This is a genomic window from Marinobacter aromaticivorans (genome assembly GCF_002806975.1).
In the GTDB taxonomy this organism is placed as follows: Bacteria; Pseudomonadota; Gammaproteobacteria; order Pseudomonadales; family Oleiphilaceae; genus Marinobacter; species Marinobacter aromaticivorans.
Genome location: NZ_NIHD01000020.1, coordinates 19,241 through 40,016, shown reverse-complemented (window position 1 = coordinate 40,016; position 20,776 = coordinate 19,241). Strand labels below are relative to the sequence as shown.

At 54.4% G+C, this 20,776-nt stretch carries 19 protein-coding genes and 1 pseudogene; 8 read left to right on the top strand and 12 right to left on the bottom strand.

The genetic code is table 11. The features are described 5' to 3' along the window. Nucleotides 1-192 precede the first annotated feature (192 nt). On the bottom strand, nucleotides 193-621 hold the full coding sequence (umuD, locus tag CDH48_RS18065; RefSeq protein WP_100690104.1) for a translesion error-prone DNA polymerase V autoproteolytic subunit: 429 nt from the start codon (nucleotides 619-621) through the stop codon (nucleotides 193-195). A 116-nt stretch (nucleotides 622-737) separates the two neighbouring features. Here umuD and CDH48_RS18060 point away from each other — a divergent pair, with 116 nt between their 5' ends. Both CDH48_RS18060 and CDH48_RS18050 read left to right on the top strand, forming a co-directional pair. After that, a complete protein-coding gene (locus tag CDH48_RS18060; RefSeq protein ID WP_100690103.1) occupies nucleotides 738-1,697 on the top strand; it encodes an IS1595 family transposase in 960 nt (319 codons plus the stop codon). A gap of 1,364 nt (nucleotides 1,698-3,061) precedes the next feature. Continuing rightward, nucleotides 3,062-3,778 carry a DNA-binding protein gene (locus tag CDH48_RS18050; protein WP_100690101.1) on the top strand — a complete coding sequence of 239 codons (717 nt, stop codon included), beginning with the start codon at nucleotides 3,062-3,064 and terminating at the stop codon, nucleotides 3,776-3,778. Between the two features lie 33 nt (nucleotides 3,779-3,811). Here CDH48_RS18050 and CDH48_RS18045 read toward each other — a convergent pair whose 3' ends face one another. After that, nucleotides 3,812-5,695, bottom strand: a complete 1,884-nt coding sequence (locus CDH48_RS18045; protein WP_100690100.1) for an AAA family ATPase — start codon at nucleotides 5,693-5,695, stop codon at nucleotides 3,812-3,814. 193 nt (nucleotides 5,696-5,888) lie between these two features. Between CDH48_RS18045 and CDH48_RS18040 the strand changes: the two genes are divergently transcribed. The 3 genes from CDH48_RS18040 to CDH48_RS18025 all read left to right on the top strand — a co-directional run bounded on the left by CDH48_RS18040 (nucleotide 5,889) and on the right by CDH48_RS18025 (nucleotide 8,637). Then, the gene (locus CDH48_RS18040; RefSeq protein WP_100690099.1) at nucleotides 5,889-6,788 is read left to right on the top strand and encodes a DNA replication terminus site-binding protein; all 900 of its coding nucleotides are present in this window, start codon (nucleotides 5,889-5,891) and stop codon (nucleotides 6,786-6,788) included. Continuing rightward, the gene (locus tag CDH48_RS18035) at nucleotides 6,781-7,245 is read left to right on the top strand and encodes a hypothetical protein (protein WP_069183720.1); all 465 of its coding nucleotides are present in this window, start codon (nucleotides 6,781-6,783) and stop codon (nucleotides 7,243-7,245) included. Before CDH48_RS18040 ends, CDH48_RS18035 begins: the two co-directional genes overlap by 8 nt. A gap of 324 nt (nucleotides 7,246-7,569) precedes the next feature. Then, entirely contained in the window at nucleotides 7,570-8,637 is a 1,068-nt protein-coding gene (locus CDH48_RS18025) for a hypothetical protein (protein ID WP_157807867.1), read from the top strand. Nucleotides 8,638-8,841: 204 nt separating this feature from the next. Here the strand turns inward: CDH48_RS18025 and CDH48_RS18020 are convergent, their stop codons facing one another. Genes CDH48_RS18020 through CDH48_RS18005 form a run of 4 tightly spaced genes read right to left on the bottom strand, consistent with a single transcriptional unit; the run spans nucleotide 8,842 to nucleotide 10,799 of the window. After that, nucleotides 8,842-9,408 (bottom strand): HNH endonuclease family protein, encoded by a 567-nt coding sequence (locus CDH48_RS18020; protein WP_227521167.1) that lies wholly within the window; start codon nucleotides 9,406-9,408, stop codon nucleotides 8,842-8,844. A gap of 53 nt (nucleotides 9,409-9,461) precedes the next feature. Next, on the bottom strand, nucleotides 9,462-9,779 hold the full coding sequence (locus tag CDH48_RS18015; protein ID WP_100690096.1) for a hypothetical protein: 318 nt from the start codon (nucleotides 9,777-9,779) through the stop codon (nucleotides 9,462-9,464). A 49-nt stretch (nucleotides 9,780-9,828) separates the two neighbouring features. Next, complete coding sequence (locus CDH48_RS18010) at nucleotides 9,829-10,506, bottom strand: hypothetical protein (RefSeq protein WP_157807866.1); 678 nt, start codon at nucleotides 10,504-10,506, stop codon at nucleotides 9,829-9,831. Beyond that, nucleotides 10,503-10,799 (bottom strand): hypothetical protein, encoded by a 297-nt coding sequence (locus tag CDH48_RS18005; protein ID WP_100690094.1) that lies wholly within the window; start codon nucleotides 10,797-10,799, stop codon nucleotides 10,503-10,505. Before CDH48_RS18005 ends, CDH48_RS18010 begins: the two co-directional genes overlap by 4 nt. A gap of 454 nt (nucleotides 10,800-11,253) precedes the next feature. Here CDH48_RS18005 and CDH48_RS17995 point away from each other — a divergent pair, with 454 nt between their 5' ends. After that, nucleotides 11,254-12,060, top strand: coding sequence for a DsbA family protein (locus CDH48_RS17995; protein WP_227521166.1), 807 nt, complete (start codon nucleotides 11,254-11,256; stop codon nucleotides 12,058-12,060). A 320-nt stretch (nucleotides 12,061-12,380) separates the two neighbouring features. Here CDH48_RS17995 and CDH48_RS17985 read toward each other — a convergent pair. Then, nucleotides 12,381-12,746, bottom strand: a pseudogene (locus tag CDH48_RS17985) (Tn3 family transposase); the annotation flags it as partial. A 404-nt stretch (nucleotides 12,747-13,150) separates the two neighbouring features. On the opposite strand from CDH48_RS17985, the gene CDH48_RS17980 reads away from it, so the two are divergent. Further along, nucleotides 13,151-14,137 (top strand): DNA-binding protein, encoded by a 987-nt coding sequence (locus CDH48_RS17980; RefSeq protein WP_157807865.1) that lies wholly within the window; start codon nucleotides 13,151-13,153, stop codon nucleotides 14,135-14,137. 141 nt (nucleotides 14,138-14,278) lie between these two features. Here CDH48_RS17980 and CDH48_RS17975 read toward each other — a convergent pair whose 3' ends face one another. The 5 genes from CDH48_RS17975 to slyA all read right to left on the bottom strand — a co-directional run bounded on the left by CDH48_RS17975 (nucleotide 14,279) and on the right by slyA (nucleotide 20,183). Further along, on the bottom strand, nucleotides 14,279-15,673 hold the full coding sequence (locus CDH48_RS17975; protein ID WP_157807864.1) for a diguanylate cyclase domain-containing protein: 1,395 nt from the start codon (nucleotides 15,671-15,673) through the stop codon (nucleotides 14,279-14,281). A gap of 592 nt (nucleotides 15,674-16,265) precedes the next feature. Further along, nucleotides 16,266-16,661 carry an ectoine synthase gene (locus tag CDH48_RS17970; RefSeq protein ID WP_100690089.1) on the bottom strand — a complete coding sequence of 132 codons (396 nt, stop codon included), beginning with the start codon at nucleotides 16,659-16,661 and terminating at the stop codon, nucleotides 16,266-16,268. A gap of 218 nt (nucleotides 16,662-16,879) precedes the next feature. Then, entirely contained in the window at nucleotides 16,880-18,511 is a 1,632-nt protein-coding gene (locus CDH48_RS17965) for a DHA2 family efflux MFS transporter permease subunit (RefSeq protein WP_100690088.1), read from the bottom strand. Further along, nucleotides 18,504-19,694 (bottom strand): HlyD family secretion protein, encoded by a 1,191-nt coding sequence (locus CDH48_RS17960; protein ID WP_227521165.1) that lies wholly within the window; start codon nucleotides 19,692-19,694, stop codon nucleotides 18,504-18,506. Before CDH48_RS17960 ends, CDH48_RS17965 begins: the two co-directional genes overlap by 8 nt. Nucleotides 19,695-19,697: 3 nt before the next feature. Next, the gene (gene slyA, locus CDH48_RS17955; protein WP_188437827.1) at nucleotides 19,698-20,183 is read right to left on the bottom strand and encodes a transcriptional regulator SlyA; all 486 of its coding nucleotides are present in this window, start codon (nucleotides 20,181-20,183) and stop codon (nucleotides 19,698-19,700) included. Between the two features lie 148 nt (nucleotides 20,184-20,331). On the opposite strand from slyA, the gene CDH48_RS17950 reads away from it, so the two are divergent. Next, nucleotides 20,332-20,766, top strand: a complete 435-nt coding sequence (locus CDH48_RS17950) for a universal stress protein (RefSeq protein ID WP_085595623.1) — start codon at nucleotides 20,332-20,334, stop codon at nucleotides 20,764-20,766. Nucleotides 20,767-20,776: the final 10 nt, after the last annotated feature.

Below are 20,776 nucleotides of genomic sequence, written 5' to 3'. Positions count from 1 at the left end.
TGGTCTGTAATGATCAAAGGAATAACGGGTCGACCCATTGCAGTAGCTCCGTCGATGCTTTCTGCAATTATAACCTTAAGCTACAAATTATTCGACGAACTTTTGTTAGGGCACACTAGTGAGGGATCGAACACCGTTTCACAGGCCGCGTACATCGCGTTCACATCGCACAGGGCGAATATCTGTTTCATTTCAGAGTGCATGCACGACGGTTGTTACGACACCGAAAATTTCGAGTTCATCTTCATCGCGAAGCGTGATGTCCGGGTAATCGTCGCTCTCCGCTCGGAGGACAGGTTTGCTGGGGACGCTCAAATCTAGTCGTTTGCACACAAACTCCCCGTCGACCGAGGCAATGACGATCTTCCGGTGGCCGGGAGGGAGGCTGCGATCAACGACCAGCACATCCCCGTCATGAATGCCGGCTTTTTCCATCGATGAGCCAGAAGCACGGACAAAAAAGGTGGCGGCCGGTGTGCGAATGCAGAGGTCATCCAAGGACAGCGTTTTTTCAATGTAGTCCTGGGCTGGCGATGGAAAACCCGCTTTAACGGTATCGGCGTAGAGTGCAATTGAACGTTGGAACTGTTCGGCGGGACGGAAAATTTCTGTGATCAACATCTTGGCGTTCCGATTTGATGTACTGTATGGATGAGGCTATGTTGGCTAACGCTGTTGGTACGCTCCAATAATACTGTATATACTACTGTATAAGCAGTCCTTCGGTGGAGCGCAACATGAAAAAAGCTGACCTTAATGCCCTCGAAAAGGCCTTGACCCACCTCCCGGTTGATCTCAAACAACACCTTGCTAATCAGCTTCTTGGGCAAATCAATGCTCAGGCTCACACCTTGCTGGAAACGGCCAGATCTCACCTATGTCCGCATTGCGGTCATGAGCACGTCGTCAAGTGGGGACATTCTGGTGGTTTGCAGAGATATCGTTGCCAGAGCCTGACCTGTCACAAGACCTTTAATGCCGTTACAGGTACATCACTGACCAGGTTGCATCACCGCAACAAGTGGTTTGATTATCTGAGATGCATGCGAGACAGCCTGACTCTGCGGGTATCGGCATTTCGAGTAGGCATTGATTTAAAGACAGCTTTTCGATGGCGTCACCGTTTTCTGACTGCCAGTGCAAACGCCAACGCAAATGCCCTTTCCGGCATTGTCGAAGTGGATGAAACCTTCTTTACCGCGTCTTGCAAAGGCAAGCGCAACATCACGCATCGCAGTTCCAGGAAGCGGGGCGGGGAAAGTAAAAATAAGCATAAAGCGAATAAAATTCCGGTACTTATTGCACGGGATCGCAACGGTAACATCAGTGATTTGGTAGATCCTGCATTAAACAAACCGACGGTGCATGCTTTTCTGACGCCGATTATCAATCGTGACTCGATTCTATGTTCAGATGGCCACAGTTGGTACAAAACCTTCTCCAAGAACCAAGGTATTGCTCACCACCGACTGATCACACTCGATAATCAACGAGTGATCGGCAAGGAATACCACATACAGAACGTAAACGGTTATATGAGTCGATTGAAGGGCTGGATAGCGCGGTTTCATGGGGTTGGGACAGCATATCTGCCGAGCTATCTGGCATGGCGGCGGCTATTTGAGCGTGCTCAACCTACCGAAGAGGCTTGGCTGCGAATTGCGATAGGTGCAAACCAACAGCCAATGCCAACATAGCCATGGATGAACAGTATATTTATTCAGAGTGCCAGAGGCGACCCCTGTATTTAGATTATGCATTGTTATACCAGATCCGCATCGGGCATCGCCCTATTCCAGCCCGCGACTCCGGAGAATGACGCAACCTGGTAGAGGGTTTTTCCATCCCGAGCAACGCGCGGCGAAGCCGTGCCCAGGTTATGTAAGGTTATGTAAGGTTATGGTAGGAAAAGGAAGGAAAAGATAGGCGGACCAAAGATGCGATTAACGAGATGTTGGCGGCGGACTCCCTAATTTGATAAAAACGAGAAGCTGATCTGGTATAAAAAACCATCTATAGAGCTGTTCTCGTTTTGCAGTTTAATGAAGCGTATTTGTGAAAGGATTTTCACATTCAATGTCTCGTAACTATTGTTGAGAGGTCCCAAAAACTTCCCTCCCAACCGCTTATGGCTCCATTATCTCCACACACGGGGCAGCGCCACACAATGGCATCGTCTTCCGGATCAATGTAGCTCTGTATCTCACCGACACACGGTTTTCTCATTGGCTTCCTGCGGCATAGAACTTTAGGAAAAATTCCCTCTTCGTCAATGTCGCCACTGGTCTCTTTGACAATGGCGACAAAAAACTCAGCAAGACGTCGACCAGGACCTGATTCGATCCCGATGGACCCATCCTGCTGCAAATAATGCCGAAGGTTAACAATCCAAGTATCAGCCATGCGTTTACAACACCGGTCCAATCAAAGGTAGTAGTGATCGTTCTCTCCAGCGCAAGCTGCCGTCGGTCATCCGGTCAGGCCTGCGGCTTTCAAATTCAGAGTCGCCAACGTACAGTTCAATTGTATTAAAGTCGTCGTCGGTCTTCATCTACGCAAAAGGTTCTCTACCATCGGTTTCAGGGCGCCTGTCACCTCCATGCGATCCGACGGTTTCTACTATAGACTTGCCGACGATTAACTCAGCCTGGAAGCGCCGTCAGGCGTTGATTAACCCGAGGTGTTGCACTCGGAGCAGGAGACCGCTCACAGTTTATCGACTGCAGAGTACATGCCGGAGAAACGAAAGACTTGGAAACCCGATAATGTCCAACAATCAATCCAACGTTCATTGCATCGATAGGCCGCGTTGTTCACGGTGTGGCGCGTTTCGCAGGCTTGACCAGTTAAATGGCTATGACCCGCTCGCTCCTATGGGTCAGAAATATCGGAATGCCTATTGTATCCGGTTAGCAGACTGCGACAGCACCGTTTCCAAAGCTCATTTAAAAGCGCTGACGGAACATATGGAGTAGGTTTTCAGAATTCAGTAATAGTTTATTTGTTTCTTTTGTTTCTTTGCTATTCTTTGGGCAGTGAGATAACCCATGAAGGATGAGCCATGCGACCTCCCGAGACATCCAACGAAGCCATCATCGAGGCCGGTAAAAAATTACAAGAAGCAGGTCGCCGCATCACTGGCTTTGGGCTCCGAAAAATGACCGGGAGTGGATCACCAGACCGTCTTCTTCGGGTGTGGGAGGAGTATTGCGAAGCTGAACCCAACCAAGGGCGGCCAAGCTCCAGAGTTCAGGCGCTCCCCAAAGATATTGAACAGTCCCTGAAAGACTTGTCTTCACCGTTGATGGACTACGTGCGCCAGTTAGCGCTTGATTTGTACGACAAGACTGAAAGGCATGTCCAACAGCAAACAGCTTCGGATATGGAGGCCAGCCAAAAGGCCCAGGAAAAAGCTAGAGCCGAGTTGCTTGATGCCCAGTCTATGCTGCAAGAGCTCGAAGAAGACCTTGGCTATGTTCGTGCCGAACGTATTAAGTTATCTTCCGAGCTAAAAACCACACGTAAGGATATGGATATTCTCCGGCGTCAGGTTTCGGAACTCGAGCGGTCGTTGGCTGTCGCTCAGGAAAAGTGCCATCATGAGCAGGCCTTGAAGGACGCTGCACTTCAGGCACTGAAAGAAGAAAAAAATGAGAACGAGGCTCTTACCAAGGAGCTAGGTGTGCTGAGAACTCAATTGGATGGGCTCGCAGGACAGCACGCCAAACAGATTGACCAGTTAATAGAGAGAATAAATGGGGGTGCGACAAAGCGCTAATTCGATTTCCCGTGGCGATGTTTAGAAGTTCCTCTAATTCGAGGAAAGCTGCTTGACCCATGTATCAAAATCCTCTGGCACGTAGAGCTCGGATCTGACTCGAGAGATGGCTGTGTAGACGCTCGAAACCAATGCTTCTTTTTTAACCATGTTGGTCTGACTGAAAAAGTCATCGGAGATAACGACCTTGTCGAACTCCATATTCTTGGTGTGTTCCGGCATCCCCAGCCACAAAACATTGGATGTGTTGCGGATCTGGCGCGAGAGTGACTCGGTTAGATTTGGAAGCCGATATCCACGGGTGAGCAGGTCGACAACCCGGGTTATGTCAGCGAACTCTGATTCGCGCTTTATAAGTTCGTCGAAAGTTCCGTACCGGAACAAGCTCGGGAAGCTCGGGCGAGTACCGTGGTTAAACAGTTCAATCACATCACCCATAAACCACTGCAAGGCTTTCTCTGAGCCAGGCATCAATCTAAAAGCCGCTTTATCATGCGCACATCGCTGGAATTGCTCGAACAAAGCCCAGTAAGAGCGAAAAATGATGGCGCAATTACCGCTTGGTGTTGGAAGGCTCTGATAAGACAGAACCTGGGTGTTTTCCGGCCGGATTCCGACAAATTCCATTTCCGGAGTAATCGGGTGTGCCGCAAGAACCTGATTGAACAAATCCGTTGTGCTCTCCCCCGCCCTAACTGAAACCCCCAGCTCCCGGCCTCGTGATCGTCTTGGTCGCTCCGTTCCGCCGGCGCCGAAGAGGTGCTGATAGCGATCTCCAAAGGTAAAGGTCGCCTGCGGCGGAGGTGTCCTCTCTAAGATGTTGATGATAGGCACAGGCAAATCGTGGGCCTCATCAACCAGAGCGATTCGGATCGTCGGTGGAAGCACCTTCCCTTGAACATCCGCAAGCTTGATTAGGTGGTAGATTCGCGTTGGAAGTTCGGACTCCTGGTTGGGCGGATCGACGATGAAGGCCCACATCCTCCGTGCAATTTCTACCAGAATTGCTTTCTCGGGAGCGGACCAGTGAAACCTCATCGTAGAGGGGAGATGCTCATCTGAAATCTCATTACTCGCACTGTGGCAGAATGAAGTTACGGTTTTCCAGGCTATTTTTGCTATCTCCGGTGCCCGCGCTCGCTGAAGCGGCCGAATTTCCAGTATCTGGGCCATCTGCTCATAGGTACGATTAAACCTCTGCCCCATCCGGTAGCGCGAACCACGCGAAGGTCTGGGTGCGTCCTCCCCGGGATACACAAGTTCCTTGATCAATTCTCCCAACGTCAGCCCGCGGGCGGCCTGGGTACGATCCATAAGTACCGCAAGTTGCTGCCGAGTGTGTGCCAGGGCAACAACGGAGAGTCCTTTTGCGCTGAGAGATGCCGCTAAGGTGGTTATCAGATACGTTTTGCCTACACCGGCAAAACCTTGAACAGCCATAGGTTCTTCGGGCTCAGCCTCAATTGCCCGAATCAGACGGTCATGCTCTACGGAAAGTGAAACAGATCGCTGCTGACCTAAAATGCCCCTCTTGATAAAAACCTGATTGAATTCACTCGAACAGCCAAAGCGCCAGCCGTTTGGCTTTTCCAGGTAACTTTTATTGGCCACATCCGAGACAGACATGAGAAAAAAACCATCGCTGTTGCCTGGCGCCAGGTCCATGAAACCCTCAGTGCGCTCTTGAAGGAGGTCCTGGATTTCTGACTTCGTTTCCTCAGACTCAGCAATCAGCCGTAAGCAGTCCGCCAGAAGCCTTTCACTTGCAGGGCCATTAAAGGGCTTTGAGGTGTTGGCCAACTTGAAGAGAGTGAACAATCCAGCGAGCTCAGGGTTGGTCAAACCGGCAATTTTCGTCCTGTCTTTATCGAGCGCGATCAAGGTCTCACGGCTAATGGGAATCGCAAGTTTCGTCATGTTGTCCGGTTCTTAGTTAAAGGCTTTTTCACTGGGTTCTGTAAGCAGTTGGAACAAAGATACTGACACGAGCTGCGCATGGCCAATCAAAGACTTCGCAATATAGAAATATATGGTATAATAATGCATAAAATTAGTATTGATTACGCGTTGACGCTGTCCGTGCCGTACTCAGAAATCGAGGGCTCACAAAATGCAGAACTCTGTTGCCGAGACTGTCTCAGTCCCGGGAGAGTTGATCGATCAACTCTCCCGGGCATACCAGGCTCTGGTGGATAACTGCGAGCAACTGAAAACGCTTTCAGACGATGATCACAGGGCAGATTTCGAAGTTTACGTGCCACCGTTCAGTAGCACTGAAAATGAGCGATACTCTGCACAAGCCCGCAAGCAGGCGATTGTGGATGCCGTTGGCCTGACCATTGACGACACTCAGAGCCGGCAGTGCGACGCAGGCATTGTATGCGCCTCTGGCGAAACAGTGTCGGTTGTCGAACAGCTCAATGAGACCAAAGCACATTTCAAGGAAACAATCCTGAAGATCCGCAGTCTCGCCTCGGGTAAGGTGGCCGGTTCGCGCGAAACGGTACTTAAGAAAGCGCTTAAAAGTGCGGGCATTCAGACATTGGACTTGCGTGAGTGCTACCGGCAAATTCGGGTGATGCCGCCAGCGCTTGAATCAATCTCGTGGACCTGGGCCACCAGTCACGCGCGTATTCAGAAGCTAACCTTCGATGAGGCAGTCGCTATGGCGGAAGGCCTGAGAGATCGCGATGAAGATTTGGCGGAAACCGCTTTGGATATCCTGAGGCGTAAATGTGCCCCGGACGAAATCCTGGTGCGCCGGATTACCCTGCCAAATCAGTTGAGGGCGAATTACTCATACCTCGAAAAAGGGGAGATTCAGCGGAAAAGCTGTCCAATCTCGGGGGCCGTCATTGCTCAACAAAAAATGCTCCCTCGGATGGCGTGGCGGGAGAATCCTGTTTCCCGTAAAGAGGTGCCCATTCGACTCCAGCGGGAATCAAAAATAGAGCCAGAACCTGTTATCCAGTCGCTGAGCATCCATAGGTACGTTCGTGGACATGCGTAATCATCCGGCTAATCAGACGAAAGTACGGTGTTTCGGCTCAAAAGCTGGGCTTACGGCCGAAGCGACCGTCTTGCTAAAAGATGGCGAGGAGCCCCTTGCGGCTTTGAATCTTGAGGTCGCCCCTCGTGACGGCGAACGCATCAACTGGAAGAGCAAGATCGTTCTTCAGCTCGGAGAGGATGATCTGCCACTCCTATGCTGCGTGTGCCTGGGTTATTTGCCCAAAGCGGAATTCAAGCGACCAACAAAGGGCATTGTCGTAGAACGCCAACCCAATCGGTTATTCATTTCTGCGACTCAGGGCTCAGGGAACTGTTATGCCCTGCCCTTGCCAATAGCTCAGACATTCCGCTTTGGAGCCTTGGCACTGGCGCAGCTCAAGAAGCAGTCTGGGATGGACGATGATAACTTGCTTCTTGCTTCGTTGAGAGGAGCTGCAGCACTATATCAGTGTTGAATACGAACATGAGTGGCGGTCCCAAAGCTGACACTCTGGGCAATTCCATCCCTGATAATCCCCAATGCCGAGCCATTCTCGCTGCATGTTTGACTATAATCTTAGCCGACTTTGATGAAAAAACGGTCCTTAAAAATTCCTTTCGGCTCCCTCGATGGCAGACTCGTCGCTCCAGAAAATGTGGCTCGTGGACGAGACTGTAATTGCCTGTGTCCAAATTGCGATTGGCCCCTTATTGCCAATCAGGGGGGTCAAACCCGGCCCTATTTTTCTCATGATCGCGGTCCCGAGTGTGTCGGCGGTTTCGAAACAGCCGTTCACAAGATGGCCAAGCAAATCATCTTGGATCACTTAACCGTAGTGCTTCCCGCTCACTCCGTGGAGATAACGGTTCCCGTTACTTCTGAGGACGATGTTCTAACTGGCAGCGTTCTTTACCCCGAGCGTCTCGTTCAGCTGGTGTCGGCCGTGTCAGAAAAGCAGGCAGAAGAACCTGGTCGTTGGATACCGGACGTTACCGCAACCCTTAAGAACAATGCCAAGCTCTACATTGAGATCAAGGTTACTCATGGTGTGGAGCAACCCAAAGCCGAGGCCTTGGATAACCTCATGGAGATAGACCTGGGCGACTGGGAGATTGATGCCTTGGCGGATACCGAAGTGCTAGAGCGCGCGGTGCTGAGAATGGCTGCTCGTTGCTGGTACCGCTGTTCACTGTATTCCAATTTAAAAAAAGTTCGACAGAAACAAGCGGAACTGGAGGCCAAGGTATCTGAGGTGCTCGATCGCAGGCGCCGACGTGAAGATAAAGAGCGTGATGCTGCTCGCGAACATCAAAGGCAGCGTGAAGCCGCAAGAGCCAACTATCAGCAAGATCTGAAAAAACTCATCGAGCTCAACACGGTCGCTGGTCAGGAAGCGAGAGAAAAGCTCCTCGCTGCGAATTCGAGCAAGCTTTTACTCGACATTCCACAGCGCTTTCCCAGGGAGTTTGCCAATGGTAGCTGGCCCAAATATCTATCGGTACGAGTCGCTGGAGACTGGTTGTTCAACATAGACCGGCGGGTGTGGCAAACCTACATTTACGAGCGGGCAATCGCTGACGTTCCGAAGGGGCATCAGGTTTCAGTCAAGCCACTCACTGACAGTATCGTTCGTCGGTTTGGCGTTGTCGACTGGGCTAAGCGGCTGAGCGATCTCAAGCTTGAAACCCTGTTTGCAACGAGCAATCGCAAGACCCCGGTTACTGAAAAAAATGTGTGGTTCCTTACCAGCGAGGAGAATGCCCTGATACGAACCCCGTCAAGCGTCGTTCGAAGCTATCTTGATGCCCTCGTTGCATTTGGTCTATTGAAACGGGCCAGCCCACATACTTACCAGGTAGAAATCTAGAATGGGTGCGCAAAATCTGGGCTGGAAAGTGGTCTGTCGCCCGTCCCCCATTAGCGACATCGCCGCAGAAAGTCTTTGATCCACTCAGTTTCAGTTGGTTGGGGTTCTAGCCGGTATTTCTTCGTAATCCTGGAAAACCGCGCCACGTAGGCACATCGCCCGGAGGGTGGCAACCATTCCATCGGGCCTCTTGCACCTTTACTGCTATTGAGACTCGACCGGGAGAAGATTTACAGGGTCATTGGCAAACCATTCCCGATTTGCATCACTCCAGTAATTGGCGCCACGATCCCAGGCCCATTTCAATGGGACAACATGATCGATTTCCACTTCAGACGAATTCTGAATGACGTTTCCCGAGAAAGGGCTTATCCACCTGCCGGTTACGACTCGGCAGCGTCGATCTGTTGCAAATCTGACCGGTGTTGATGACATCTGAATAAGCACTTCTGCCCTACTGTCCTGGCAATCACCATCTGCATCATCCCATCCGTGGCCAAAGGCTGACCTGGAGTAGCTATCTGAAACAGACGACTTGATAACTCTCCGATCACTTACAGAAGGACGAGCCATCCCCTTCGGCAGGCGACCGCCCGAGGCAAGGCATTCTTTAACAGAATCAAATGGCTGAAAGGTTTTGGTTCGGTCATACCAGCTGCTTTGTGGTGGATGGCAGATACCGCTGTTCGACATTTTAACGACTGAAGCGAAAGCTGGGTTGGCGGCGGCCAGAAGGGCAAGAAATACGATCTTCAATACTGCATTGATCAAGATTGTTGATTCCTTAGAAATGCGGAATGGCTCAATTTGAGGTGCTGGGCCGCTCAAGCACGTCCAGATTCATCATCAGTGGAGTCGCCCTCAGGCTCTTTTTCCATAAGTTCGGCAACGAGTTGTTCGGCTACAGGATCGCTCTCCCCACCATTCTCCCGAATCACCATATACCAGCCAAGAATCAACCCGACGACATTATCATCGGGGCCTTCTTCGAGGTGATCTAAAGGAAGCCCCTCACTGCGCTCACAGATTTGCTTGATTACGTCCCAGTCGAATTCAATTTTGCCTGTCTCAAGGCGTTTCAGCCCGAGATCTGCGAAAGCTAGATGATCCGGAATGATCACGCGCGCCTTACGTTGCTCCATTAAAGAGCTCCTAGTTTATTCGGATGCTCAAACCTTAATCGTCCGAAGCTTATCGATCAAATTCATGTATCGCGTCCCAGAGACGAACTCCAAGCCATCGAGCCAGGCGTTCACAATCTCCGATAAGCGCCCTCCTGCCGGCGGAGGTCAAAGGCCGACGTTGCGTGAATACTTCACGCCTTGATTTGTCGCTCAAAACAGCGTTCAGTTGGTAAACAACGCCGGCTGATTTTGGATCGCCGTCCGAGTAAAAGAATGAGATCAACTGGAGAGAATGAATGTCGGCCAGCTCGACTGCCCCCGTGTGCCGGGATTCGCTTGAGCTTTTCCAGAAGGTCCCAGATTTGCGGTCAAACACGGGCCGACCCGCCGAGCGATAGAAAACGTACCCAATTGTGAGGTAACCGGGAATCAGGATGAACGGTGCAATAAACGCCAACCTGTGCCAAGTGTCGACGACCAGAGTCATCGGCAGGGTAATCAGAACAGGCATCACAGCCATCAGGATCTTCAGCGAGGATGGCAATGCAAATGTCAGAGCGAGTGGCCCGAGGGAAACGAGCCTCCGGCGTAGAAGCACGCTTTGCGTGTCCATCGGAGACCATGAGACCTTGCTGGCAAAGTGGTCCGCATACTGACTTGTATCAACGGGCCCAGGATTAAAGCGATGTTTCATTCGAGCCCGAAACTCAGCCCACCCCAGAAATTTCAGCACAGCTTTCTTCATGGCTTTGATTGCGACCAACGATGTCGATTACCGAGTGATCTTGCGTTAACCAGGGCGTTCAGGATCAGTAGCAAGACTAGATAAAGCAACATCCATGGAGCCGACAACAGAAGCATCAGTGGCCACAGGTTGCTAGCCAGAAGGATTGTGATGATTGTGTACGCGGTGATGAGGGCGCCAATGACCGCTGAAACGACCGCAGCGGACTTCAAATGGCCGCGAAAGACTCTCAAGCTGAAAAGCTGGAGAATGGCGTAGGCGGCAAAAGTCAGGAACAGCAGTTCAATCTTCAACGGCACTCCTAATCTTTCTGCCGACGTCTATCCAGTCTAGGAGAGACTCATGAGTTTCATCCAGCTGAGTTGGGTGGATGCTCACCGATCCGTACCCACCATCAGGAGTGATTGCGTAGGCCGCCACTCTAAATGCCTCGATTCCTGACGATAGAACGGCAATCACATCCGAATTAGATTCCGCAACAATGGCACAGTGACCCGTGTACCCAGCGGGCAGGTAACTGGTTGCCACGTCGCCGCCAATTTGATCTGCGACCTGTGCGATCACGATTCCACTAATTTGGGTCTTCAAAGTCAGGGTCTGCCTTCAAGTGGGCCAGTCAAATCACCAGCTATTTCTGTTTGAAAATAACTGCTGGAATTCTACTGTTAGGGACATTGCCCGGCGGAAAACAAAAGGTCATGCCTACCGGACCGTTTGAACCTTATTAATCGGTCCGGAGCCGATAAGATGGTGAAAATTTATTCCGGACCCTTTGTTATGCCCAAACTCTCGCAAGTAGCTCTCTTCGCGGCTTTTGGCGTTCTCTCGCTGAGCCACGCCTACCAGTTTTCAGAGATTAAAGCGCTCAAACAAGGTCAATCTCAGGTCACGCAGACGCTTACAAGCAATGAAGTCGTGTCCATCGTGGATCAGAGGTTGGATCTAGCCGAACAAAGGCAGGTAAAGAAAGCCTTTCAAACTCTCATCGGAGAATATGAATTGGCCTCCCCGCAAACACCTGAAGACCGGCTCGTGTACGGCAACTTGAACGCACGCCTCACCATGCAGGAATTTAGCGATATTGAGTGCCCGTTTTGCCGCAAAATGCATGGTGGATTGAAATCGGTCGTTGATAACTCCCGCGGCGTCGTCAACTGGGAATTCAAGCATTTCCCTTTAAGCGGTCATAACCCGGCGGCCGCCATGCAAGCCAAAGCCGTCGAGTGTGTACGAGAGTCCTATGGCAACCAGGTTGCCTGGGCTGCCCTTGACCAATTTTTTGAGAAGACTCGAAGCAATGGTCAGGGGGTGGGTGATCTGCCGACGTTTGCCAGATCGATGGGCTTGAGTGGCAAAGCGATGGAGCTCTGCCTGGACTCTGATGCCCACGAAGACCGAATCTCAGCGGATTATCGTGAGGGATCGAAGCTGGGTATTACCGGAACACCCGCTCTGAGAGTTCTTGATCACAAAACCGGTCGTGATTACCTCATCAAAGGCTATAAAACGCCAGAGCAGCTGGCCCAAGCCCTTCAGCAGATTCTTGGGTACTGATGTGGCAATCTGCTTTATTGTCGAGCGAGAGAAGCCCTGTGAGCCGGACATTCTCACCTCTGTCGTTCACCTTACTCTGACCGTCCTGGACGCAGGCCGGAATCTTGTTTTTGAAATGCCGGTGCCTAAATCCGGCTGGTCACAACGGATGCTGGAATCTGTTACAGCACATCTCACTTTGCCTGAGCTGGATGCTTTTCTCGGAGATACATGGGTGGGTTCGACAGAGATTTGAGAGTAATCGAGGGTTGGCAGACAAACGTGAAAAATAGTCTAAAAAATCCCCTAACCAACTGAAATATTTGTAGTTTAGCCCGTTTCTATTTCGGCTCATATTTTGGGTTCACCTGATCACCGGGCGTCCCTTGAGGGGTAAGCTCAGCAAGTTTCAAATCAAACAACTGCTGCCCTACCGGACGTCTAAAGTCCAATGTGTAATCTCCAAAACGATTGATATGACGGGTTCGGTACGGCGATAGCGTTTTCAGGACATCTACGGTGATGGCGATCCCTTCCGCTGCCATATCGCGCAATACCCGGCTGAGAGCCTCGACGTTGTGCAAGATCAGCATATTCGCCACCAGGTGGTTGTACTTCACCACCTTTTGCTGCTCATGCCGGAGGTTGGCCGCAATGATGCCCTCGCGACCAAAAAAACTCCATTTTGCAAACCCGTTAAACTGCTCTCAAAATGCTCGACTGCGGATCGGTAGCTCCGTCGGGTATTGTCGCGGGTAGCAGCCCGAACGTACCGATCAACCGTCATTGGGCGCACCAGCGTCGTCCGATTTCGGCGATGCTCTTGTCGCTTCCCTTATCCAACGTTCGGCTGCTTCGCACACGTGTTGATCGAGTGGTTCGGCTTGTTTGTGCATTTTTGATCTCCTGGTGCGGCCTTGGTCCAGGGCGGCAAATCGAGTCATATCGTACCGAGCATCGGTCAGTATAGCCGTCGAAATGAGCATCACAATGGATAACGCTGGATTATCACATGTCTGTAAAGCCGTGCTTTCCAACGACCGTTCTGGTGTATATAGTACGTAATTACATAATACGTAAAACAGTACAAAATAAACATGAGGACACCATCATGGCCCGAGGCGGCATCACCCAACCCCTGGTTGAGGACGCTCGTAAACGTCTTCTGGCTCGCAATGTTCACCCCTCCATCGACGCCATACGAGCCGAGCTGGGCAACACCGGCTCAAAGACCACCATCAGCAACCACCTGAAAGCGATCGAGGCGCGTGAAAGCACCCGTCTGGACGACGAAGCGCTTCTGAGCAGCCACGTTACCGACTTGGTAGGCCAACTGGCTCGGCAATTACGTCAGGACGCGCAGGAAACCATTGAGCAGGCCGAACAGCGCCAACAGGCCGAGGTGGCCGGCCTGCAGGAAGCCTTGACGGCACAGACCGCTGAGACCAGGCAACACCAGGCGCAAAATACCGTGTTGGCTCAGGCGCGGGATGATTTACAGGCGGAGGCCCTTGGGCTGCGTGAGGCGCTCTCGAAACTCGAAGGCGATAACCGCGCACAGGCCCAGCGCATTGAAAGTGTGACTGAGCAGGTTCAGGACAAGCAACGCCAGGTGAATTCACTCGAAGAAAAACACAACCATGCCCGGCAGGCGCTGGAGCATTATCGCGGTTCCGTGAAAGAGCAGCGCGAGCAGGATCAGCGGCGGCATGAGCAGCAGGTCCAGCAAGTCCAGGAAGAGCAACGCCACCTGCAACAAGCCCTGGCCGTGAAACGCGACGAGCAGACCCAGGCCACTCGGGAGATCAGCCGACTGTTCACGGAGGTGACTGAAGTTCGAAAGCAGTCGGATCGGTTGACCCAGCAATTGGGCGAGCGGGAGCGCGAAAATCGTCGTCTGGCCGACAAAACAGTGCGGCTAGAGCAGCAAGTCGTGGCGTTACGCCAACGAAAGGCTGCCTTTGAAAAGCAGCAGCGCGTGAACGACCAGTTGAAAGCGAAGGTGCAGCAGCTTGAAACCGAGCTGAGCGTGAAGAATGAGCTGTTGGATCGCTTGAGCGCTGGCAACAATTCCGACGAGGTGAACAGAGTTTCTTGAAATTCCTCCAGACTATGTTTTAAAGCCTACTGCAAGGCTATTGTCGCTCAAGGCTCAGGTGTTTTTCATTGGGTGAGCCCGAGTGGTTTGGATGACGGGTTTAGGGCGACGTGTTGTCCGGTCGTTCGTCGTCCATCATGCCTAGCTGTAAAAATAAAAGTCGTTTTTTTTCCTCTGTTTCACGGCATACATGGCCATGTCTGCCCGCTCTACCAGCGTTTCCGCCCCCGCCCCGTCTTCAGGGTACATTGCAATCCCGATGCTGGTTCCGATAGAGACATGAAGGTCGGTGCCCTCAAACGGAAAAGGGGTTTCGAGCGAGCTCAGAAGTTTGCGTGCGACCGTTGCGGCGTCCTTTTTTTCGTCAAGCGAGGGCAACAGGACGGTAAATTCATCGCCACCATAGCGGGCAAGGGTATCGCCCTCTCGCAGAGAATGTGTCAGACCGGCGGCGAGTTTTTGCAACAGCTCATCGCCAACCCCATGCCCGTAGGTATCGTTTACCGCTTTGAAGTCGTTCAGGTCGATAAAAAGCACGGCAAGCTTCTGCCCATTTCGGCTCGCCTGACTGACAGCCAAGGTAAGTCGGTCCATAAACAGGCTCCTATTCGGCAGCCCGGTCAGTGTATCGTGAGAAGCATGAAACTCCATCAATGCCAGTTTCCGTTTGTGCTCCGTGATGTCCCGCACAATGCCCAAAAAAGGAGGTCTCGCTGGAGGGGGCTTTGCATAAGTTAGCGTGGTGTTCGCCTCACGCGGAGAGACAACTTTAATGTCACAATCCAGGTAACCGATCCCTCCATGGTAGGTTTTAAGCTTGATCTCTTGGGTTACTGGCTCTCCCACCTCGTTCTTACCAAATAGCAGTGGAAGCTTAGCGATGTCACCCTCATGAACGAGCTGAGAAAACGGTTGGCCAATCAGCTCCTCTGTCGGTAATCCCAAGAGACTCTCGGAGTGATGATTCAGATAGTTGATGCACTTGTGCTCATCCAGTGAAAAAACCAGATCCGGAAGATGATCAAGTGTGTGCTTAAAAAACTCGCCCGTCAGGGGGTTAGACCTACCCGTAGCCGCCTGAGAACGGGCCTGCCGTCGTTCTAAAACCGTGCCGCCGACAGCCCGAATTAATTCATCTACATCGTAGGGCTTTCTTAGATAATCACAGGCACCCAGCTTGAATGCTTGCCTGACGATGCGATAGTCGGAATGCGCGCTGATAATGATGACCGGAGCGTCAACGCCGGTTTCTTTCAACCAGGCCATGATCTCTAAACCGCTCTTTCCAGGCATGCGGATATCCAACAAAACCAGATCGTAGGCATTCTCTCGTAATCGCTGGCAGACGGCGTCGCCATCCTCGGCACCGTCAACCTCGAACCCCTTGTCACGCAATATCGAGCATAAACTGTTAAGCAACCGCGGCTCATCGTCACCAATGAGCAGCCGCCCCAAACATTCTGAAGTTTCGCCGGTGACGTGGTGGGGCGTTATATCAACGTCATCACTGACGGAGTTTTCGCTGTAGTTTTGCAAGATGGACACCAGTACATCGGAGCAAGGGATTTGCTCCGTTGATCAACCCGATATTAATAAAGTGTACATTTTGACCTCACTAAAAAGCCTGAAGTCATCATCTCCCGCTTTTGGCCACAGAGATGAAATGCAAGCGTTCATAAATTGGCTGTTAAGAAAGCCCCGATACAGCAACCACGCCCCTGATCTACAGCGGAAAGTCAGTTCGAAGAGACGCACTAAGCGCTTTGGTTCGTTCGCTCGGTAAACCAATGGCTTATTGATCGTCTGCTACAGATGGTTACTTCCGCCGTTGAAATCCCTTCATTTTTGAAAACGCGCTTTACAGCCGCGTGCACGGGCCCATGTCACCATAGGACATTGTTGGACGTGTATGGCTACCTCCTCCGTGGAAACTCTGTTTAACGTACTTGCGTGCTTCCGATAGCGCTTTCACATGCTAGCCGCAGCCATGTTGTGGTCATAGCCCGTCTCATTATGTACCAGTGCCCAGGCGCAGGCCGGACAAACGTGCCAGTGGTGGCGCCATCAAGATCGGGACTCGCCGGCATGGGTGTGCCAGCGGTCAGATCAGCCGCCCTATCAGGGCGGATCAGTTATCGCCGCTGTCCGGCAGGTAGGCGCCGTCCTCGTCATGAACTTCCTGGCCGGTCACCGGCGGGTTGAACGCGCAGATCAGGCGCATGTCCTCGGTGCCACCGTACAGGGTGTGCTTGTCGTGGTTGTCTAGGGCGTAGAGGGTACCGTCGGTAATCTCGTGGACTTCACCCGTGGCGAGGTCCTTGATGCGCCCGTTACCGGCAACGCAGTAAACGGCTTCCAGGTGGTGCTTGTACCAGAAAGTGTGCTCGGAGCCTGCCTTGATGATGGTTTCGTGGAAGGAAAATCCCATTCCGTCCTTCTTGAGCAGCAGACGGCGGCTGGTCCACTGCTTGTCGCTGACTTCACGCTCGGTACCAATGATGTCCTGAACTTTAACGATTTTCATGGGCGTATCTCATGGTTGGTTGGTCAGAATCGGGTGAAACAACTTTATAGTATAAACATTAGGCATCTATATAGTTCAAGCGGCCCTTTCCTCCCGCCACTGGTCATACCCCTCTAGCGCTTCCCGGCTGTCATTGCCCGGTGTGGCCGCTCCGAACGCCGCGAGAGGCTTAGCGTACGCTGTTTTCCGTTTCGTGAGGTAACCCCTAGACACGTGCGTCACCGACTCTGCTGGATCGCGTTCTGCGACGATGGCGGGTGACGCATGGCCTCACTTGCCTGCAGCACTGGAGGCGTGGACCTCCGGCGCATCATCAGCGCCGGAACAAGGGCGGCCAGGAAGATCGCGCCGACGATAAAGAAGCTGTCCCGGTACCCCAGCATGTTGCCCTGGCTGTAGATCACGCGGCCAAGATAGTTCATCGCCCCGGCCTGGCGTATCGCCTCCGGCACGCCAGCCTGTGCAAGCAAGCCGGTTACTTCGCGCAGCATATCGGCCGCCGCGCTGTTGCCTGCATGCTGCGCCGCCGTGAAGCTGTCAACGTAGAGCTGAGACCGCCGTTCCAGAGCGATGGAAAGAAGGTTGACGCCAAACGCCCCGCCGAGTTGGCGCACGAAGTTGATTGCGCCGGAGCCCTGACCGAGTAGCGTCATGGGTAGCGCCTTGAGGGCGCCGGCGTTCAGGCTCGGCATAATGAAACCAAGGCCGATACGCCCCAGCATGATCCACCAGGCGAACAGCCAGAACGAGGTATTGGTATCCACGCCGGTCATCAGAAACGATGACAACGCGAAAACCGCGAGCCCGACCATGACCGTGGCATAGGCCGGCGTCTTGTCGGTCAGCCGCCCCGCAATGGGGAAGACCAGGGCCAGAATCAGACCCGCCGGCATCAGCAGCAGGCCCGAGCGCGTCGGCGTGTAGCCCTGGATCGTCTGCACGAACAGCGGAATCAAGAAGGTCGAACCGTAGATTCCCGCCCCGAAAATGAAGGCCACCACGGACGCGCCGGCATAGACCCGGTTCGTGAAGAGCTCGAGATTGAGCATGGGCGCGGGGGTACGAAGTTCCCAGACAATGAATCCGACGCCCGCGACAGAGGCGATCACGAGATCGCGCAGGATGGGATCGGACATCCACCCGTAGCGTTGCCCGTTCGACAATCCGTTCAGCAAGGTGACCAGGAACACGGTCATCAGTCCGAAGCCGATCCAGTCAAACCGGCGCGGCGGACCGGAGGCTGCGCGCCCCGGCATGAAGATCGTGGCCAGGAACAGGCCGATGAGGCAGAACGGTACGGCCATGAAGAACACATACCGCCAACTGAAGCTGTCGACCATGATACCGCCTAACGTCGGCCCGAGCGCCGGGGCCAGCACCACACCAATGCCGTAAATTCCCATCGCCGACCCGCGTTTCTCCGGCGGGAAGACCAGGAAGATCGTCTGCATGGCGAGCGGCTGGAGGATGCCGGCCGCGCCGCCTTGCAGGACGCGGGCCAGGATCAGCACGCCCTCGGCGGGGGCGAGCCCGCCCATGGCAGAGGCGGCGATAAAGACTGTTAGCGCCAGCACAAAGGTCGCGCGCTGGCCGAGGGTCTCGACCATCCAGGCATTCAGCAGCATGGTCCCGGTCATCGCGGCGAGGAAGCCGGTGGAGAGAAGTTGCGCCTTGTCCTGGCCCATGCCGAAAGCGCCCATGATATCCGGCAGGGCTACATTGACGATGGTGGCGGTCAGGATAGTGGCGATCGTGCCCATCATGACCGTCGCTGTGACCAGCCAGCGATAGGACGGGCCGAAGCGGGCGAATAGCCCCTCGATACTGTCCGGCCGGGGCGCGCTAGTCATCGGCTCTCGCCTCCAGCTCCACCATCATACCCGGCTTGAGTTCGCCGCCGTCCTGCTGCACCGCGATGCGCACTGGCAGGCGCTGGGTGATCTTTGTGAAATTGCCGCTCGGGTTGGGGTTGGGCAGCAGGGCGAACTCGCTGGTGGCGGACTGCCCGACGCGCGTGACCCTGCCCTCAAAGCGCCGCCCCGGCAGGGCATCGACAGTGATCGTCACGGTCTTTCCCGGTCGGAAGAAGCGGATGTCGGTCTCTTTGACGTTCGCCTCGACGCGCACCCGCTGCGGGTCATGCACCATCAGCAAGCGCTGGCCGGGGGTGACGTATTCGCCCTTGTCCACGAAGACCCGGTCCACAACGCCGTCGAATGGCATGACGAGGGTGCGGTCTTCGAGGTCGAGCGCCGCCCGGGCCTTTTGTGCACGCAGCCGCTGTTCCTCCGGGCCGAGTTCGGCGAGCTGGGTGCGGAGCACCGTGAGTTCCCCGCGCGCGGCTTCAGCCTCGGCAAGGGCGGCGCGGGCATTTTCCAAGTCCGCCTGGACGCTCAACGCCTGTTGTTTTGCCGTCTCCAGCGCCGCCCGCGTCTGGTCCAGGCGCGCACGGTTGATGGCGCCGCTCGGCGCCAGCTTCTCCGCCCGGTCATTGTCCTGTCTGGCAAGATCGCGTTGCGCCGTCGCTCCTGCCAACGCGGCCTCCGCCGCCCTCACCGCTGCCTGTTTGGCGGTAATACGACTTTGCGTCTGACGGTCGGTGAGAGCGATGCGCGCTTCGATTTCCTCGCGGCGGCGGGCAATCCCGGCGAGTTGCGCGGCAAGCTCCTCGACGCGGAGGCGGCTTTCCCGGTCGTCGATCCGGATCAAAACCCTGCCTCTCTGCGCGGCATCCCCCTCGGTCACTTCGAGCGCCGTCACCCAACCGGGAACCCGGCTGCTCATGGCAACAATGTCGGCGGCGACACGGGCGTCCGTCACAAAGACATGGGTGAACTGCTGATACAACCACCAGCCGACTCCTCCGAGAACGATCAGCGTCGCCAGAATCGCGCCATACCGTCGCCATGGCCGGGTGCGGGCAGGAGGTGAAACCGCCTCTGACCCAGCCTCCGTCTCCTTGTCGGGGACTGTGCGCAGATCGGTTTCCGGATCGTCGCCCTGGCGTTCGAGACGGGTCACATACTGGTCCACGGCCTACCCCTCATCGGTCTTCGTCCGCAAGCCGCATCGCCCTTGGCTTGGCGTGCCGCCCAGCTTGCCGGCGATCTGCTCCAAGACCTTCAGGCAAGTCGTTACCTCGGCTTGGGATAGGTCGGAGAAGATTTGCGCGCGCACCGCCGCTGCGGTTGCTTCGATGCGTTCCAGAACAGGGGCGGCCTCCGCGCGCAGGTGAACCGATTTGGTGCGGCGGTCGCTAGCTTCTGTCCGGCGTTCGATCAGCCCCTCGGCTTCCAGCCGGTCCAGCGTGCGTACCAGGGTCGGCCCCCGCACCCCGACCGCCTCGGCCAATTCACGCTGGGTTGCCGCCTGGGGCAGGCGAGAGAGATGTAACAGGGTCAACCAGCGGGACTCGGTGAGGCCAAAGGTGGCCAGCCGCCGGTCGATTTCGGCGCGCCACAGCCGGGCGACCAGCCCGAGGCGAAGGCCGAATTGTTCTTTATCGTCGAGGGGCTTCGTCATCTCATTGCCTGCATCATTAGGTAGCTGTACTATAATCAATAGATAGCTATGTATCAAATGGCGAGGGATGTAGCCCCCGAAGGCTGCACTGTTTAGAGCAGAGGACCGGGAAAGGCGTTCCATCCCGATCACAGAAAGGAGCACCACGATGTACCGGACGATCCTCCTGGCCTATGACGGCAGCCGGCAAGGCCGTGAGGCGCTGGATCAGGGGGCCGAGCTGGCTTCGCTTTGCCAGGCTCGTGTCTATCTCCTCGCCGTCGTCGCCCATGAACTGGGTGTCGCGCTCGCTGAAGCGGCGGCCCCCTCAGACCTGCCGGAGCGAGAATATCAGGAAGTGCGCCGCGTGCTGACGGAGGGCGCGGAAGCGCTGCGGCGGGCGGGACTTTCCGTCGACACGCGCCTCGCCGCGGGCAACCCCGCCGAGGAGATCGGCCGAATGGCGCACGAGGTCGGCGCGGATCTGGTCGTGGTCGGTCACCGTGAACAGAGCGCGCTGGCCCGGTGGTGGCACGGCTCCGTCGGCGCTTCGCTGCTCGCCCACGCGCCATGCAGCCTGCTGGTGGCCGTTGCGGACCGGTAGTTGTCAAGGA